Source organism: Ensifer aridi (assembly GCF_002078505.1).
Taxonomy (GTDB): domain Bacteria; phylum Pseudomonadota; class Alphaproteobacteria; order Rhizobiales; family Rhizobiaceae; genus Sinorhizobium; species Sinorhizobium aridi.
Genome location: NZ_LUAV01000022.1, coordinates 88,626 through 104,987, shown reverse-complemented (window position 1 = coordinate 104,987; position 16,362 = coordinate 88,626). Strand labels below are relative to the sequence as shown.

The window sequence follows — 16,362 nt, the reverse complement described above, 5'->3', positions numbered from 1 at the left end:
CTGCGGCAGCGTCACATCCTGGTCGTGGTAGGCCCGGACATCTTTTGAACAGTCGAACATGCCTTATCCTTTCCGGCCATCATCAGTCGGCCACACAACACCCGATACCGGCATAGCCGGTAGATCATTCATCAGACTCAAGATCATCGCCCCATCGGGGTTGTTGCGATCATCGCAGGCACTTTTCGTCAAATCCGCATCCGTGTGAGCCTGGTGAACAAGCCTATCCATCGCCTCAGGACGGGTATCGTCCAGAGCGAGATAACGCATCATGCTCGCGGGGACTGCCTTGTTCGGGAACCTGACGCGCCGAATCGAGCGCCCACAGTCGCTCATCGCATTGGCGAGAAGGCGCGCCATATTGTCGAACGCAAATTCCTGAGCGGAAATGCTCAACGGGGCGACGTCGGCTCCGAGAGACCAGTCAAGCATCGACCGATGAGCCGATTCTTCGTCAAGATGGTCGCCCTCGGGACGCGGGCAGGTCCCGAGCGAGTAGATTTCTATCGGCTGATCGGGTCTGGCAATGGTCAGAGCATCGACGAGACCAACCATGATCGGGTTGTTGGCCCAGAGCCCGCCATCGGCGAAGACCTGCTTCGGCCCGCCGGCCGAATTGGGATCATCGATCGCAGCAAGCGACCGGTAGATTGGCGCGGCACTTGTCGCCATGCAGACGTCGACGAGAGGATAGAGGTCGTCCCGCACACCACTACGCGGCGTCTTCTTGAAAACCCATGCTCGGTGCGTGCTCATCAGAACCGCAGGGATGGAAAGGGAAATATTGCGCGCCTGGAAAACATCAAGCATCGTCCTGGTGCCGAGGACACTCGTCAGCGCCTCGCGAAGCGCCTGATCCCCCTGGCGCACATACCGGCTTCCGCGTGCCGCACGAAAGAGAGCGCTGCGCTTTCCAGTAATGCGATGTGGAAAGATTTTCGGCCCGTGATCGCGATAAAGGCTTACAACCTCTTGCATTGGACGTCCGACGGCAAGAGCACATCCGACGATCGCGCCAGTGCTGGTGCCGGTGATGAGATCGAAGCCGGCGCCGAGATCGAGCGCGTTTGTCCCGCGAATGCGCGCGAACTGATCGATAAGCCGCGCGAGAAACGCCGCGGTGTAGATCCCGCGCATTCCGCCGCCGTCAAGGCTCAGGACACGGAAGGGGCGCTCGCGCGACGGAACGACCGCCTTGTCTGGCGGCGCGGTAGCTACAACTGCATCTGGATTACCTGCCGCCATCGTTCTTCTCTTCACTTGTCGCGTTCGACATGAGATAATTGTCTAACCATATATGATTTGGTTTACAACTCGTCAAGTTTTACATGCCGGAGTAGACATGCCAGAAGAAAAGAACCCGTCGCAAATTTTTCAGGAACGGCTGAAAAGTGCCCGGATTCTAAGAGGTTACAATCAGGATGAACTCGCGAAAAAAGCGGGGATGCCAGCAAGCTCCATCGCTCATTTTGAGACAGGTACACGCAAACCGTCGTTCGACTCACTTCGCCGATTAGCAAACGCTCTCGAGATTACGACCGATTACCTGCTGGGGCGATCCGAAGAACCAGAACTTGCAAAGGATGGCGACCCGCTGTTCCGCGACATGAGCAAGCTGACAGGAAATGACCGTGAAATTGCGAAGGACTTTCTGCAGATGCTCGCGCGACGCGCGGCTGAGAAAAAGGGTTCGGGTGGATGAGCAAGGTATTCAGCCTTAAGATGGCACGGCAGGCTGCTGAGGCTCTGCTCAAGGAGGAGGAACTCCTATCGCTTCCGGTTGATCCCTTTGCAATTGCCGCGAGCCGCGACATCATGGTGGAGGGCAAACCGGAAAAGGTCGATGGCGTCTCAGGAATGCTGCTCCGACACGGAAACGACTTCGGCATCGTCTATGCGACCCATATCCGCAGCGAAGGGTTTCAACGATTCAGCGTGGCCCACGAGCTTGGCCATTATTTTCTTCCGGGTCACGTAGATCAAGTTATTCAGAACGGCGTTCACGTTTCTCGCGGCGGATTCGTCACGAATGATCCCTATGAGCTTGAGGCCGACCATTTCGCAGCTGGTTTGCTGATGCCGGAAAAGCCATTCCGCAAGGAAATCGACCGCCGCGAGCCCGGCTTGTCGGCAATCGAAGCCGTCGCCGATCTTTGTGTGGCCTCAAGGACGGCCGCGGCAATCCGATATGCAGAAGTCGGCGATGCTGCTACCGCCGTAATCATGAGCACCGCCGGTGTCATCGATTACTGCTTCATGTCCGAGGCCATGAAATCCCTCCCAAAGCTTGACTGGCTTCGTAAGGGTATCAAGTTGCCCTTGGGGACTGTAACTGCCACGCTCGCCGCTGATCCGAGGCGTGTCGCCGCCGGCGAGCGAGTCAAGGATGAAATCGATGTCCGAGAATGGCTAGGAGGCCCCACACGCGAGACGGTGAAGGAGGAGTCCCTTGGCCTTGGCACCTACGGAAAAGTGCTGACTGTTCTCACGTCTACCAAGATTGGGCAGGAATTGGAGCCTGACGAAGAGGACGAGCAGCAGGAGTTGATTGAAAGTTGGACGCCACGCTTCAAGCGCTAAGCATCACACATGCAATGGCGGCGCTCGATACAAAATGCACTCGGTCGGTATGCTAGTCGCTGATGACGACGTTTTCGAAGAACGGCCATCAAACTATCCCCCATGCCCGAAACCTACCCCTCCCCGTCATCTCGCGCAGACCGAGCTCCAAAACAATCCGCCGCGCCGCCTGCGGCGTCACCTCGAGGGTGTTCGCCACCATGCCGGCCGAGACCAACGGTTTTGCCATGACGAGCTCGACCAGTTTCGGCAGCTTCGACGACGTCCGGCGCCCTTCCAGTTTTCGGTCCATCATCGTTTTCGCGAGCGCCAGCCGGTCATGCTCCTTCATCCCGATCTCGGCCGCCGCGATCAGCCCTTGGGCAATGGCGAGCAGCCGGGTCTCATGATCGCGATGCCGACGACGATCGACGGGGATGGTTTTGAGACCGAGATTGAACGCAACGAGATGCGCTGTTGACGTGGCGCCGCCCTGGCGCAGGATCGAGGCCGCCAGCAGTCGGCCGAGCCAGGGCGCATGCTGTAGCACGGCCAACTCGTTCCAGGCATCTAGGGCAACGATCGCCTGCAGCACCGCCGGCAGGTCCTGTGCCTGCCGCAGCACGCCACGCCATTCCTCCAGCCGCTCGTCCTCGTCCCAGTCGAGATCATAGACCAACGGATCTCGTTCGCGAGCGCCGGCGAGGCTGGGCGCTCTCGCTTGTTCGATGGCGGCGTCGGAACGAGCGAGCACCGCATCGATGGCGGCGAACTCGGCGTCGAGCGGATTGGCATCTTCATTGCCGTTATTCTCCCCCTCCCCTGCTGCGGCCGCTTCGACCTCCGACCCGCCGCCGCTTCTCCCCCCGGCGCTGGCCGCACCATCTGATGCTGCCGGCCACGCCTGGCCCCGGAGGCTACGAAGGCCGTCGGCCGACAGCGCCCAGTCGGATGGCTGCGCCGCAATCCGCCGGCGGCTGCGCAAGACATCGCGGGCTATGGTCAGTTCGTGGGTGGGCGTGCGGACATCCTTTGTGGCGTCGTGAAGAACGAGGTCTTCGAGATGCACGAGCTCACCGTCTATCCACAGCGAAGCGCAGGCATCGGCGAAATGCATGCGTTCAATCCACCCTTCCCCGACCGGCGAGCGAGCGACCCGCTCGTCGAGACGCGCCAGCGCGATGCCCGCGTCCGATATGGGCCGCAACAGGCTCTGGAGTGGCAAGTTGGCAAGACTGTAACGCATTGAAATCATGGTAAATGATTTGCTAAACGAACTCTAGTGGATAGTTATGGTTCGTCACTGGATGATATTGTGGCGACAACGCCTCACTTCCGATAAGTAATGCTTATCGGAAGTGACGGATTTGAAACTGCAAATCGCCTACTGTCGGTCCTCCTGGATCGGTGGATTCCCCCGGAAATCCGGGCTTTTCAGTCCCTTCCCCACCCCTATTCAGCGACTCAATTTGCCGGGTCGAGTGGACTGGACCTCTCCCGAGCGCCCGGCCGCGGAGCGCCACCGGATCGTTTTTCAGATCCAAGGCTCGCCTGAAGCGACAGGGCGATGCTCGGCTTTCTTCGAGACGGCTGGTTTCCCGACGTTTTGGCCACAGAAGGCCACTGAAGCGGTTTCTCAATCTTCGACGGCCCGACTTCTTGCAAACCAGATTTCGCGCTGTACGGCCTTCCGTTTCGACCATAAACCACGCTTGCAAAGGAACAATTTCTCGCGCATTTCTTGTCTGTACAAATCACCTCGAAACAAGGCCGTTGAAAGCGCGATGGCGAAGCCACAAAGAGTTAACGTTCAACAGCCTCTAAAGCGGCTGATAGGCTATGCCCGCGTGTCGACGGACGTCCAGGTCCACGATGCCCAGATGGACGAGCTGCGGGCCGCCGGCTGCGATCGGATCTATCAGGAGCATGGCTCCGGGGCATCGCGCGCCAGGCCAGTCTTGACGCGGCTGCTCGGAGAGCTCACTGCGGGAGACGTCCTCGTCGTTGTCCGCCTCGATCGATTGGCCCGATCGGTGAGCCATCTCTTGACAGTGATCGAGGATCTCGAGCAACGCGGGGTTCATTTTCGATCGATCCGCGATCCGATCGATACCTCGACCCCGCAGGGCATGTTTTCCCTCCAGGTTCTCGGTGCGGTCGCGCAGCTCGAGAGAGCGCTGATCGCCGAACGCACCAAAGCCGGCATCAAGGCGGCGAAGGCGCGCGGCAAGCTCCCTGGAAACCCCGGCCTGCGAGAACGACGACCGGAGGCAATCAAAGCAGTCTCAAAAGCACGCGAGAAACTCTATCTCGACGAGCTCATTGCGTCCGCGCAGATGTGGCTGCCGATGGTGCGGCAACTCCGGCCTCAGCACAGTTGGGACAATGTCGTGCGGGTGCTCAATCGCCGCGGCCACGACTTGACCGTCGAGCGCCTTCGTCGCGCCGTTCATCGCTTGGTCCGCGAAAAGCTCGCGGAAAAAGAGCTTCTCGCCCGGTCCCCTCGCCGCGCTCCCAAGGACCATCTGATGAAGGTGGTGGCGGCGATCGCCATTGCCGATCCCGATCTGTCGCTTCGCGGCATTGCCGCTCAACTGGACCAGATGGGAGAACGCCCTGCGCGCGGCGGCAAGAAATGGCAGCCCTCCTCCGTCCGGGACCTGCTGGACGAAGCACACCGGTTTGGACTTATCCGCCGCTGAGGGCACGGTTTATCAGGCGACCGATCACGTGATTCTTCTTCCTGCCGCTGCTCGCCGGCATGGTCTTCCAAGCTTGGCTATTGAGGACCTGCAGCGCCAGGCGACGGTAATCGCCATCGGCCGCAGTTTTAGCTCAGCGGTTTCCTCCTGGGACGCGGCGGCGGGTTCTCCCGGCGCCTGCTCTCCCTCCCCTCTCCGGATCTTCCTGAAGGCCTCATGCACGAAGGGCGGGACGGTTCCGACATCACGACGCTCGACCAGACCTGCAAGCTCTGCCATGGCATCGATAGAGGCGGCCCGCCAGGGGAGAGGCAGCGTGGATAGCGGCGCAGATGCCCTTGGCCGCAATCGGCTGGACGACCTGCGTGACCAGGCGCTGCTCCTGACCGCACTTGCCTCCGGCGGTCGTCGCGCTCGGAAGTGGCGGGGCTTTCGGATCGAGGATCTCGTCGACGAGGAGCCGGTCAGCGCCGACGCGAACGACAAGAACTCCCCGCCCCTGCCCTGCATCACAATTCATCTCGGCCGCACCAAAACCACAACGAGTGACGACAGCGAGCACGTGCTTTTGATCGGCCGGCCGGTCACCGCCTTGAAGCGATGGCTGGCCGAAGCCGCGATCAGGGAGGGACCGGTGTTTCGACGCATCGACCAGTGGGGCAATGTCGACCGGCGGGCGATCACGCCGCAGTCGGTCAACCTGATCGTGAAACGGCGCTGTAAGCAGGGCGGGCTCGATCCACGCTGTTTTCGGCGCACGGCTTAAGATCTGGCTATCTGCAGAGGCGGCAAACCGCGGTATTCCGCTGCCCGAAGCGATGCAGCAAGCGCTGCACAAATCGTTGACCCAAGCGGCCAGCTATTACAACAACGCGGAACGAAAGAATGGACGAGCGGCCCGGCTGATCGTCTAAGCGTGACTATCCGCCGAAGAATGCCTCGGCTCGCCTCTCAAACGATTGCCATTCTTCCGGTTCCGCTTCCGCCTCCGATCTATCGTGCTGGTCAGCACCCGATGCTGCCCTGCCCCAAGCTTCAGCACGCCGCATCAGCGACGCCATCTCTCCCCTCAGGCGATGCGAGCGTTCGAGGTCGGCGGCGTGCTCGGCGTTCTGGCGGGGATCGTAGAACACGCCGATCGCCTCGTCGGCTGATTGTCGTACCGCCTCCAATTGTGTTCTCAAGCTCTCCAGCTCGGCTTTGGCCGCAAAATACTGTCTCATCACCGCGATAAGTTCGCGGTCACTGGCGCTGACTTCCACGATCCCTCCTCCATGGAATTCCTCTTTGCGGGAACTGAACGATAAGAATGGCAAAATCGGGATAGGTTCCTACGCTGGAGGAAAGAAGATGGGGCTTCCGCATCGCTGCCTCGCCTGAAGCGCTTGAGCAACTGCGCGGTGCCCCGAAGGCGGCGGTGCGTCACGGAGCGACAAGGTGACGAGAGGGCCGCGCCTAACAGTGAATCAGACCAGCGCAATGGTAATCCTCGGAGAAGCCATGCATGAACGCTCCCTCCCTTGCGACGGCGCCCATACAGCTTGAATGTCAGCGTTACTCGTCCCCGACTGCTCTCATTACCCTCGTAGCCGCCTCGCTCGCAGCCGCTAGGAAGAGCAGGAAGTCAGGCGGAGGCGGGTTCCTCTACCCCGAGGGCTGACCACAGAGAGCATCGCCCGTCGCTCAGTGAACTCGAAGCGAAACTCGACACGTGGGAAATGCGCATGGACATGAGGGGCGCCATGTGACCTACGCCGGGCGGTGAAGGTCCGAGTCTCCTGCAGCCGAAGGGCCGTGGGCACGATAACGCTGCCCCCCAGTCTCGACCGGTTGAACAGCGTTCAAAGTCCCACAATAGAGATTGCTTCGATGCCTTGAGGAACCGGCGGCGCCAAGGATACGCAGTTCACGCACCGGCCCGATTCGGGCCGTGATGATCGCTGACTGCATGCCCAATCGCACTGCGCGCTCAGGTTAGCACCGCACAAATGACTTGGTGGCAGCCATCCGGCCGCGTTTGAGCTTCATCAGTTTGTTCACGAAGCGTGGCGACACCCCGAAACGCTTGGCGTATTCCCATGACCTTCCTCGACAAACGCAATGACACAAGCGCAGTCCTTTCCGAGGTGATCTGCCCATTGTGCGTCCCTGCCAACGCGGGGAACCGCAGACGATCCAATCCGGGAATGCAGGATCCGGAGATCGTAGTGTGGCGTTCGGTCGTGGGAAACGACTAATCCAAGCATCTTGCTGAAAATGTAATGAAAAGATCAACAGACTGATTGCCGCGCTGCCACAAAGGAGGGCGCGCCCGAGATCAAAAACCCTGACAGCTGTCAGGGTTTTTCTCCTCAATAAGAGAAGGACATTTGCATCAAAAAGGGGAGAATGGGAACGTTCGCTCATGATCCACCAGTGAACAGGGTCCCTTTCGCAGTCGATGAGAAAGCAGTCAGCTTTGGTTTCGGCGAGCAAGAGACAGGCAAGAGCTTTCGGCAGGCCTGCCACACCTTCGTGTACGCCGAAACCTGCGCTGACTGGAGCGACCAAGGACGATCAGAGTACCACCACGGCCGAAAAGGCACTTCAGCCGGCGAGCGCGAGCGTCGACACTCATCAAGAAGGTGCTCTCGCAGCAGGAAACTGAGATGGTTGAGTGAATCGCGGCACTGTGGGCATCAGTATTCGCTTGAAGCTGCAAGAAGAAACCGCTGCCGTTTTCAAAGCACGCGTGGTGTCTAACCTCCCCATCAGACGCGCATTAGGCTTTACTGCCGCCCGACGTCATCCACCCACCTCAGTCGGCAAAGAGCGATTTACCATGAAGACCGCCCACGAAGAACTGATTAGGGACCGGCTATAAGCTCCGGGAGAGAGCAGGGCGGCCAGACGGTGGCAGTCCTGGGTGCTGGTTTCACGCAGCGAAGGACATTCAGCTAACAGGGATATATGGCGTCGAGGTGTTGCAGACTGCGGCGGTTCCTGGCGAACCCGATAAATCTCCCATCAGGGCAGAGAAGGCGCCGAAATGGGAAGCTGCTGAAGAGGAGCATCGTTTCCAAGACCGGCGCCAGCGCGTTAGGGTCGACCAGGAGGACAGCCGCCGCAGCATGCCCGGCAAGTGCGGGCCGTCGGCCTTGAGCAGCTTCTCCGCACACAATTCAGCCTCGACCTCCGCAGTCATGCCGTGGGTCGGATCCTCGCTGCGCACGACCGATCCGGGAAATGAAGGGCCATGAATTTCAAGAGCAGCGATCTTGGCGCCGGGCAGGAGGGGAGGGTCGGCAGGATGGGGCGAGTTCCTCGGCCGGTGATGCACCGCTTCGCTGCTCCGATCTGCCGTTCTATGGCTATTGATCATGCGCGCAGCCTCCAATATTCGTGCAAAAGTTCCGGAAGACCCTCGATGCTTGTTTGACGTCGACAGTGACCGTCGCTGCGGATTCAAAGACTTCCGAGCCTATCAGGACGCCGCTTTGTGCGAGACGGTGATCATCACAAAGAACGGCCGAACGCACCGTGCTCATCGCCTATGGACTATCTGCGCCTTTCGCGGCGTGATCGCCGCATCGAGGCGGCGCAAGAGTCGGTCGAACAGGCCCAAATGGAGCCCGTCTCATCATCTCAATGCCGAACGCTTTACGGACAAGAATGCTGCCGACTGGCGTCAAGTTCGGCCACTTCTTCATCATGCCGCCTCTCTGTCTGTAGGTGAGAAGCCGTCACCGTTGAATAGCAGCGGTTCACCGTGCGTCTTTTCCAACGCATAGAAGAAGCAGTCGCCATAATTCAGACCTGCCGGATGTCGCCCTTTGGCCGTAGCTGCGCCAGGCACGCCGCGCCACGAGGAACTGCTTCACGTCTACGCGACGATTTCGACGCCCTTATGGAGGCACAGATCAAGCTCTGCGGTCCTTGCTTCGCCGAGGCAGACCTCGATGACAATTGCGAGTTCCAGGAGTGTTGCGGCCCAGATGAAGCGCCGTGGAGCGTCGATGCCCTTTTGCTCGAAGGTTTCCGGTTCGGGCTCCTCGAAGACGAGGCAACGATGGCGAGGTGTCGATGACCATCAGTTGGGGATCCCGTTCTCGTCATACCCCAAGATCTCATCTGCAGAGCGGTTGTCCAGCACCGGCAGCTTCGCCCATCGTTGACGGCTGGCAGCGAGTTCTTCGATAAGGGGGGTGGCCATCGTAATGGTTTCGTCAGTCGTTTCGGCCAATGCCTTTGCCAAGCGTTTCCGTCTCTGGACATTTGATGCTGAGGGCCATTGGTTGGTTTCTTGGTTCCTATTTGTCTAGCTTCTACCTAGACTCCAGGCGCAAGCGGAGAATCAAGGTCTCGAACGCGGGGAGAACATGGGGGCACTTGGCGAAAAGCCATCACCTTCGCCGCAAAGTCGCACAATCAATACTTGGTCCTTATCGATAGTTGAAACTCGAACTCAAAAGCATACCCAGTGAAGAACTCTAACTTATAGATAGAGTTCCTTTAGCAAATCGTTTACCATGATTTCAATGGTTTACGATTTACGAAATTCAGCATGCCAGCCCTGATGGAGCCGGCTTTTCGCGCGGGTGTCGAATTGACCCGTCTCGACGAGCGTATCACCCGCTCGCCGGTCGGGCAGGGCTGGATCGAGCGTACCCACTTCGCCGACGCATGCGCCTCCCTTTGGATCGACGGCGAACTCGTCCATCTCGAAGACCTCGTCCTCCACGACGCTTTTCGAGACACCCGCACCCCAACCCACGAACTCACCATCGCCCGCGACGTGTTGCGCACCCGCCGGCGCATTGCCGGGCAGTCACCAGGTTGGGCTCTGTCCGCAGAGGGTATCCGAACCTTGCGACAAACGTCGGACATCAATTCGGTCGGCGCCGAGGCAGTGGAGCCTGCCGGCGTCGTTCGCCCGCCGGTCGTCGTCGACCCAGAAGGGGAGGGGGATTGATGACGATGACGCGGAGAACCTACCGGGTGTCGATTATGCTGTTATCGATGCGGTGCTGGCCCGGTCGAATGCGGTGATCGACAACGCAACACGGCCTGGCCGTGTCGGCGCCGCAGAAAAAGATCCGATGATCTACGATCTCGACTGGGACGAGGATGTCCGGCTCGACGAATGGCGCGGCGTGCTGCGACAGGCCGAAAATCTGCCTGCGGCGCTGCAGGCCATCGTCGCCCTTGATGCCTGGAACGAGCTTTCCGTCCTTCAGCACGCGCCCTGGCTCGGCCGGCTGTTTTGCGCCTCGATCCTGCGCCAAGCCGGCATCACGACCGGCACCCATCTCGCGGCCATCAATCTCGGCCTCAAAACCATTCCCGTCGATCGGCGCCGCCATCGCGATCGCGAAACCCGGCTGCTCGCCATCGCCAATAGTCTGATCGCGGCCGCCGAGATCGGCATGAAAGAACATAACCGGCTGACGCTGGCCGGGACTATGATGGACCGGAAGTTGGAAGGGCGCCGGGCATCGTCAAACTTGCCGGAGCTGGTCGAGCTCGTCATGGCAAAGCCGCTTGTGTCGGCCGGGATGGTGGGACAAACGCTCGACATGACGCCGCAGGCGGCGCGGCGGATTGTTTTGGAACTCGGCCTGCGTGAGATGACGGGGAGGGGGAGGTTTCGGGCGTGGGGGATCTTATAGGCCTGAACCGCTTTCACACCCGTTCAAAATTTGGTCGAGTGTTCCGCGCAACTAGTGGCGCCCTAACCTGCGGTAGGAAACCGCCCATAGTGTTGTTGCACGACGTCGGCCGCGTCGTGGATAGCGCAATGCACCGAGTGGTGGGGACCAGAAACCTAGCAGCGCATTTCGATCTGGCGAATGGCAGCAGTCGCCGATCGCGCGAAGTCTGGTTGATTGAGGAGAATTCGCAGCATTCCCAAATCGCTCCTGTCGCCCAGCTCCCCGACGAGGCTGGCTGCCCATGCTGTGGCGCGCTCATCTTTGCCGCCGCGACTGTCCAATGCTGGAGTGCCCAAAGGCAGGAACTGCCGTGCAATTTTCAGTAATTCCGCCTGAAAAAGTCGAGAAATTTCTACCGATCCATAGCTTCTTGACTCAGACATCGGCGAGCGCTGCTCAAGCCCCTCCAGAATGACGTCATGCAGACAACTAATAACGATCGGAGCAGGTATAAGCAGCAACGCTTCCCAGGCGGCAGCTGCAGCAGATAAGGCAGCCTCCGAACGAATTTCAGCATACCTTACGATCTCACGGAGGCGTACGAAACATCGTTGGCGATCGTCATCCGTGGGCGTTTCAGCCAATTCGACTCCATGTCTCGCCAGGAACCTCGTCGCTAGAACAAAAACCGCGATTTCGTCCTGCCAGTGCGGATTAATTTCTGGATAGCGCGCATAGGGGACGAACAGTGGCGCATCCGAAGGGTCATCTTCATCTGCCACTGCGGTCGCAAGCCATTTGAGCGACAGGGAGTGACGAACGCTATCAGCCTGAAAAGCGCGGGTTACCAACCGCTTCTTCTCGATATCCGAAAGGCCGTTGACCTCCTCGCAATATATGCCGTCGAAGGGGTGGTCGAACTGGGCAACGTAGATCGACAACGCCTGCTCAAAGGTATCTTCTTCGTCTTCGCCGTCCAGCGCGGCCCGAAGCTGGTCTCTTATCCCTTCTCGCGCCTCCTCCGCCTCCTCGTCAAGAGCGCCCAAAAGCTTCAGCGCCTCAATGATGCTGGTGCTTATAAATAAGTGAAAACCGTTCGGCTCGAGTTGCTTGAGCGCTTCGGTCAAGGTGGCGAGCGCCGCGTCTGAGGCCCGACGAACGAAACCGGCGGCGTGCAGGATGGCGAGCTGTACATGATATGGTTCGCGCCGGAACCTCGCCGTAATCACCTCAGCGAGTTGCTCACAGAAGGACGATTCATGTCCCACGTACAGGAAATGCCTATGTTCGACGACGAAATGCAGTTCGCCTGATGTCAAATCCATCAAATGTTTGGAGCGCATAACATCGCTTTGGCCAACATCCTCCCAAAACGATTGGGCAGCTCCAACCATCAGCCGGAAGCTCGATTTCCAACCGGAATACAGGCCGAGATACGCAAGTCCAAAGCTCACGCTTCGAAGCCCGGCATTGTACCGTCGGGCATCATCGTCCAGCCGTTTGCGCTCCGAGAGGAGCTGAGCATCCATAGCGCGGCATAGCTTCAGGTACTCCTCGACCATAACGCCGTATTTTGCAGCAATGCCCAAACCGCAGAACTGTGCGATCTCTTCTTTGCTGTAGTCCGGCAGTTGCTCCCACTCGACACTGACCTTGTCCTCGGGCACACGAAGCGCCAATCGCAGGTTTTCGATGTCGAAAAATATCTGGGATGCCGCTTGGGCTAATATTTTTCGGGATGCCGACCTTGCGACCGGGCCGGACTCGCCCATAGCGCATTTTGCTAAAATATCAGCGCTCGTCAGGGAGCCCAGGATTTCACGGGCAGTGGCCTCATCGTCGACCGCCGCCAAAACATCCGGTGCCAGGGCTTCGGCAAAGGCGGTATTCAGCGTTTGCGACACTGCGCCTGTTTCCGAACGGGCAAGCTGCCCGTAGGCCTGCGCGGCGCAGCCAAACAGGAACATCTCGTGAAAGAAAGAGATGCGGCCGGCGCGGCGTTCAAGCAGGCCGGATGAGAGCATTGTCTCGCACTGTTCATCGCCGAGACCATTCGCGATCATAATATCGTCGAATGCCGTCTCGGTCATCGAATAAGAGAACTGCCCAAAGAGCTGAAGGGCAAAGGATCTCAGACCGGCATGGCAGGTTCTCGCTTTCTCTCCCAAGCGTTTGCGGATGATCTGATCAACAAGAGTGCTTCTTGTCGCATCAAGACCAAGCTCTCCTTGAAGTTCGGCCACCATTCTCGCCTCAAGGCCGCTTCGCACCCCTGTGAGAACCTTCTTCGCCTGAGCAGAGAGAGAGAATGCTGCTGCGGATGTCGCGATTCTATTTTTCAGGTCATCATCCGGTTCACTCACCGTGATGAGTGCCAGTCCTTCGAGAATGGTCGGTGTTTTGCCCTGGCTGGTGACGATCAACTGTGCTCCGTATCTCCTGGCAAGGATTTTCAATCCGCGAAGCGTCTTTTCAAAGACGGTACCGGGCAGCTCGTTTATGCCGTCAAGAAAGATGCACACACGCGCAGACGTCTGCCGGATTGCTTTCAGCAGCGAGCCCAAAGGAATATCGGCAACGAGCGCAATTTCGGTTTTCAAAGCGTCGGCAAGCGATACCGAAATATCTTTCGCCTGCACGAACAAAACTACCATACCATTCCGCGAAAGATGTACCGCCGCCGCTTTCGCCATCATAGTTTTTCCGCATCCCGAAGGGCCTGTGATGAATGCTCCGGCACTTCCCCCAACCAGTGCGGACGCAATGGCCTCTCGTTGTTGATCGCTGGGCGCGATCCAGCCATCTGCCTGCGGCTGATAGTCTCTGACGAGAGCTTCACGATACCGGCTCATCAATTCGGCAGGTGCTTTGTCAAATGCCTCGGTCAATGGCACTCGCCTGCGGTGCTGACGTTCGGCCCATTGCCTCCATTCCTCAAGAGACCAGGGATTGCCGTCCTCCCGAGAAATAGCCATGAGAAAGTCTTCCAAACCGCCAACTTGCACCTTGAAGTTTCCAGGCGTGAGGTTGGAGCCCTCTGGAATTTCGTCGCTGAAAACGACGTGCGCCTCTGGATGAAATCTTTCCGGCAAGCGCCCCATGGCATCGCGAAGGATGTTCTTCCGCTGGAGAGCCTGCTTGTAGCCGTTGGTGACGGTTGCCCAGCCGCCATCGGCTGTCGCGTACTCCCAAATCCCCTCGATATTGCCGCGCACAGGAAAGGCACTTGATTTGACCTCAGTGACGACAACGCGGGCAGCTGTGATGACAACGAAGTCGAACTGCCGGCCTGAAAGCTCAAAATTGGCGAACACCAGAAGTGGCTGTTTGTTCTCGTTGGAGAATTTACTCAAAGCTCTGAGAAGCTTTCCTTCTGAGCCGTGCGCGATCGGGTCGCCAATAAAAACGTCTAAATATTCATCGTAACTCATGCGACTTACTGTAACAAAGTTTTAGCTCACTCGCACCAACGCCAATCCGGACGGGCTTGCCGCGCGAATTGTGGAAAGCTCCCGCCCTGTCGCCACGGACGGAGCTGAGTCGTGGCTTTGGATTACCACCATTAAATTCAGCCGCAGAAGAATTTATCCGGCAAACATTGGGCGGACGTATTTGGCGCATTCACCGATCGCAGGCGGGCTTTTGGGGCGTCGGTTCGAATCGTCCAACCGTGCCTGGATGCCGAATGAGGGCTCGCCGCTTTTTTCGCCATCAAGCCCTTTGTAAGCTATGGCCTTCGGGAGTATCGGGAAGATTGCGATGGATCTGTCCAATGACTTTGGGCCTCCATTTCGGCCGCGAGTCAAGTTCTGAGATGTCCCAAACGCAATAGTCCAGCTCAAACCGCCTAATGTTGGACGACGGGCGTGGAGCGGCCCACGTTGCTCGCTGCCTGTCCTGATCTGTGATCGGCCGCGAACAGGCTTCTTGCGGGATGGAGTGTAAAATGTGACGTTACACTCCCACCTTAAAGGACCCACACGCATGAGCGACGCTTACCTGCAGGGGATCTTAGCCCGTGAGGCCGTTAATACCGGCCCCTCCTCGCCGGTGAGGAGTGTACAAGGGATTCTGGCGCCACTGCTTGGCGAGTGGGCCAACGGCAATCTGATTTCGATTAGCCCGAGCGGATCATTTTCCAAGGGAACCGCCAATCACAGCGGCACGGATATCGACCTGTTTATCTCGCTGTCGGAGAACACGCCTAATACGCTCCAGGAGATATACGACAAGCTCTTCGCCAAGCTCACAGGGGCGGGATACGCGCCGAAACGACAGAACGTTTCCATCAACATCAGGGTCGGCGGCTACGACGTGGACCTAGTCCCTGCCAAGCGGCAGAACGCCTTGTCGAACGATCACAGCCTTTATCGCCGCAAGGCCAGCACGTGGACCAAAACCAACGTCCAGACGCATATCACAACCGTCTGGGCGGGCGGCCGGCAGCAGGAGTCGCGCCTCATCAAGCTGTGGCGGGACCAGAAAGGGCTGGATTTTCCGTCGTTCTACGTTGAACTGGCCGTTATCGCGGCGCTGAGCAATACGAATTACCCGACCTTGAGCGATCGGATCGTCGCGTGCCTCACCTATCTGCGCGACACATTTCCGAATGCACGGTTTGTCGATCCGGCCAATACCAACAACGTAATTTCGGACGATCTGACGGCTGCGGAAAAACAGAGGATCAGCGCTGCCGCGGGGCAGGCGCTTAACGGTAGCTGGGAGCAGTTTGTCAGATGAGTGGGTGGTCGCTGCAGGAATTACTGGCCGGGCTGCATGACAAGGTGCAGGAGGACCTGAACCGGGCGCGCAAGTCGTTCGCCCATTCGGGCACGAAAGGCGACGCCAGCGAAGCCGTTTGGGTCGATTTGCTGAACACCTATCTGCCGAAGCGGTATCAGGTGGACACTGCCCATATCGTGGATAATCATGGCACGTTCAGTCAGCAGATCGACGTCGTCATTTACGACCGCCAATACACGCCGCTGATTTTCGAAATGCACGGCATCAAAATCATTCCGGCCGAAAGCGTCTATGCCGTATTCGAGGCTAAGCAGACGCTGAACGCGACTTATGTGGGCTATGCCCGCGACAAGGCGGCGAGCGTCCGCAAGCTCGACCGCACCAGCCTGGCGGTGACGTGGCTCGGCGGGAAGTCGGAGCCCAAAAAGCCGCACTGGATTCTCGGCGGCATCCTAACGTTCGAAAGCGAGTGGAGCCCGCCGATGGGCAAGACCATGACGGACCTGCTCGACAGCGCGCCGGATGAAAGTCTGCTCGACCTTGGGTGCGTGGCGGCGCACGGCTGGTTCGGCCGCAACGGCGACGGCGTTACGGCGGTGTCGCTCAACGGGAAGTCGGTCACCGGCTTTCTATTGGAACTGATTGCCCGGCTGCAGGAGATCGGAACCGTGCCGATGATCGACGTGCGGGCCTATGCACGCTGGCTGGCGGAAGACTAGGAGCGCCTG

Annotated in this window: 9 protein-coding genes and 6 pseudogenes; 8 read left to right on the top strand and 7 right to left on the bottom strand. The window is 58.8% G+C overall.

What is annotated here, in order from left to right; genetic code table 11:
• Positions 1–63: 63 nt before the first annotated feature.
• Entirely contained in the window at positions 64–1,137 is a 1,074-nt protein-coding gene (locus AYK65_RS33495) for a patatin-like phospholipase family protein (protein ID WP_275531675.1), read from the bottom strand.
• 205 nt (positions 1,138–1,342) lie between these two features.
• On the opposite strand from AYK65_RS33495, the gene AYK65_RS19505 reads away from it, so the two are divergent.
• On the top strand, positions 1,343–1,702 hold the full coding sequence (locus tag AYK65_RS19505; protein ID WP_081159734.1) for a helix-turn-helix domain-containing protein: 360 nt from the start codon (positions 1,343–1,345) through the stop codon (positions 1,700–1,702).
• Positions 1,699–2,580: an ImmA/IrrE family metallo-endopeptidase gene (locus AYK65_RS19500; RefSeq protein ID WP_081159732.1), complete on the top strand. Its 882-nt coding sequence runs from the start codon at positions 1,699–1,701 to the stop codon at positions 2,578–2,580. The genes AYK65_RS19505 and AYK65_RS19500 overlap by 4 nt, the downstream gene beginning before the upstream one ends.
• Before the next feature lie 88 nt (positions 2,581–2,668).
• Here the strand turns inward: AYK65_RS19500 and AYK65_RS19495 are convergent, their stop codons facing one another.
• Entirely contained in the window at positions 2,669–3,814 is a 1,146-nt protein-coding gene (locus AYK65_RS19495; RefSeq protein WP_081159729.1) for an RHE_PE00001 family protein, read from the bottom strand.
• Between the two features lie 529 nt (positions 3,815–4,343).
• Between AYK65_RS19495 and AYK65_RS19490 the strand changes: the two genes are divergently transcribed.
• Together AYK65_RS19490 and AYK65_RS19485 are read left to right on the top strand one after the other, a co-directional pair.
• Complete coding sequence (locus tag AYK65_RS19490) at positions 4,344–5,261, top strand: recombinase family protein (RefSeq protein WP_081159727.1); 918 nt, start codon at positions 4,344–4,346, stop codon at positions 5,259–5,261.
• A gap of 349 nt (positions 5,262–5,610) precedes the next feature.
• Positions 5,611–6,175, top strand: a pseudogene (locus tag AYK65_RS19485) (tyrosine-type recombinase/integrase); the annotation flags it as partial.
• 6 nt (positions 6,176–6,181) lie between these two features.
• Here the strand turns inward: AYK65_RS19485 and AYK65_RS19480 are convergent.
• Together AYK65_RS19480 and AYK65_RS33100 are read right to left on the bottom strand one after the other, a co-directional pair.
• Positions 6,182–6,523, bottom strand: coding sequence for a hypothetical protein (locus AYK65_RS19480; protein WP_081159724.1), 342 nt, complete (start codon positions 6,521–6,523; stop codon positions 6,182–6,184).
• A 1,805-nt stretch (positions 6,524–8,328) separates the two neighbouring features.
• Positions 8,329–8,528, bottom strand: a pseudogene (locus AYK65_RS33100) (integrase); the annotation flags it as partial.
• 147 nt (positions 8,529–8,675) lie between these two features.
• Here AYK65_RS33100 and AYK65_RS33900 point away from each other — a divergent pair.
• Positions 8,676–8,923, top strand: a pseudogene (locus AYK65_RS33900) (type II toxin-antitoxin system Phd/YefM family antitoxin); the annotation flags it as partial.
• A 26-nt stretch (positions 8,924–8,949) separates the two neighbouring features.
• Here the strand turns inward: AYK65_RS33900 and AYK65_RS33895 are convergent.
• Both AYK65_RS33895 and AYK65_RS19470 read right to left on the bottom strand, forming a co-directional pair.
• Positions 8,950–9,331: pseudogene (locus AYK65_RS33895) on the bottom strand (type II toxin-antitoxin system VapC family toxin).
• Positions 9,331–9,532, bottom strand: a pseudogene (locus AYK65_RS19470) (type II toxin-antitoxin system VapB family antitoxin). The pseudogenes AYK65_RS33895 and AYK65_RS19470 overlap by 1 nt, the downstream one beginning before the upstream one ends.
• Before the next feature lie 237 nt (positions 9,533–9,769).
• Between AYK65_RS19470 and AYK65_RS19465 the strand changes: the two are divergent.
• Positions 9,770–10,909: pseudogene (locus AYK65_RS19465) on the top strand (RHE_PE00001 family protein).
• A gap of 155 nt (positions 10,910–11,064) precedes the next feature.
• Here the strand turns inward: AYK65_RS19465 and AYK65_RS19460 are convergent.
• On the bottom strand, positions 11,065–14,322 hold the full coding sequence (locus AYK65_RS19460; RefSeq protein ID WP_081159721.1) for an NERD domain-containing protein: 3,258 nt from the start codon (positions 14,320–14,322) through the stop codon (positions 11,065–11,067).
• Between the two features lie 553 nt (positions 14,323–14,875).
• On the opposite strand from AYK65_RS19460, the gene AYK65_RS19455 reads away from it, so the two are divergent.
• Together AYK65_RS19455 and AYK65_RS19450 are read left to right on the top strand one after the other, a co-directional pair.
• The gene (locus AYK65_RS19455; protein WP_081159719.1) at positions 14,876–15,631 is read left to right on the top strand and encodes a nucleotidyltransferase domain-containing protein; all 756 of its coding nucleotides are present in this window, start codon (positions 14,876–14,878) and stop codon (positions 15,629–15,631) included.
• On the top strand, positions 15,628–16,353 hold the full coding sequence (locus tag AYK65_RS19450; protein ID WP_081159716.1) for a DUF6602 domain-containing protein: 726 nt from the start codon (positions 15,628–15,630) through the stop codon (positions 16,351–16,353). The genes AYK65_RS19455 and AYK65_RS19450 overlap by 4 nt, the downstream gene beginning before the upstream one ends.
• The last annotated feature ends 9 nt before the right edge of the window (positions 16,354–16,362 follow it).

Excerpts from the sequence above, each read along its gene's own strand:
- AYK65_RS33495 (WP_275531675.1), bottom strand. The coding sequence starts at position 1,137 with ATGCGCGGGATCTACACCGCGGCGTTTCTCGCGCGGCTTATCGATCAG.
- AYK65_RS19505 (WP_081159734.1), top strand. The coding sequence starts at position 1,343 with ATGCCAGAAGAAAAGAACCCGTCGCAAATTTTTCAGGAACGGCTGAAA.
- AYK65_RS19500 (WP_081159732.1), top strand. The coding sequence starts at position 1,699 with ATGAGCAAGGTATTCAGCCTTAAGATGGCACGGCAGGCTGCTGAGGCT.
- AYK65_RS19495 (WP_081159729.1), bottom strand. The coding sequence starts at position 3,814 with ATGATTTCAATGCGTTACAGTCTTGCCAACTTGCCACTCCAGAGCCTG.
- AYK65_RS19490 (WP_081159727.1), top strand. The coding sequence starts at position 4,344 with ATGGCGAAGCCACAAAGAGTTAACGTTCAACAGCCTCTAAAGCGGCTG.
- AYK65_RS19460 (WP_081159721.1), bottom strand. The coding sequence starts at position 14,322 with ATGAGTTACGATGAATATTTAGACGTTTTTATTGGCGACCCGATCGCG.
- AYK65_RS19455 (WP_081159719.1), top strand. The coding sequence starts at position 14,876 with ATGAGCGACGCTTACCTGCAGGGGATCTTAGCCCGTGAGGCCGTTAAT.
- AYK65_RS19450 (WP_081159716.1), top strand. The coding sequence starts at position 15,628 with ATGAGTGGGTGGTCGCTGCAGGAATTACTGGCCGGGCTGCATGACAAG.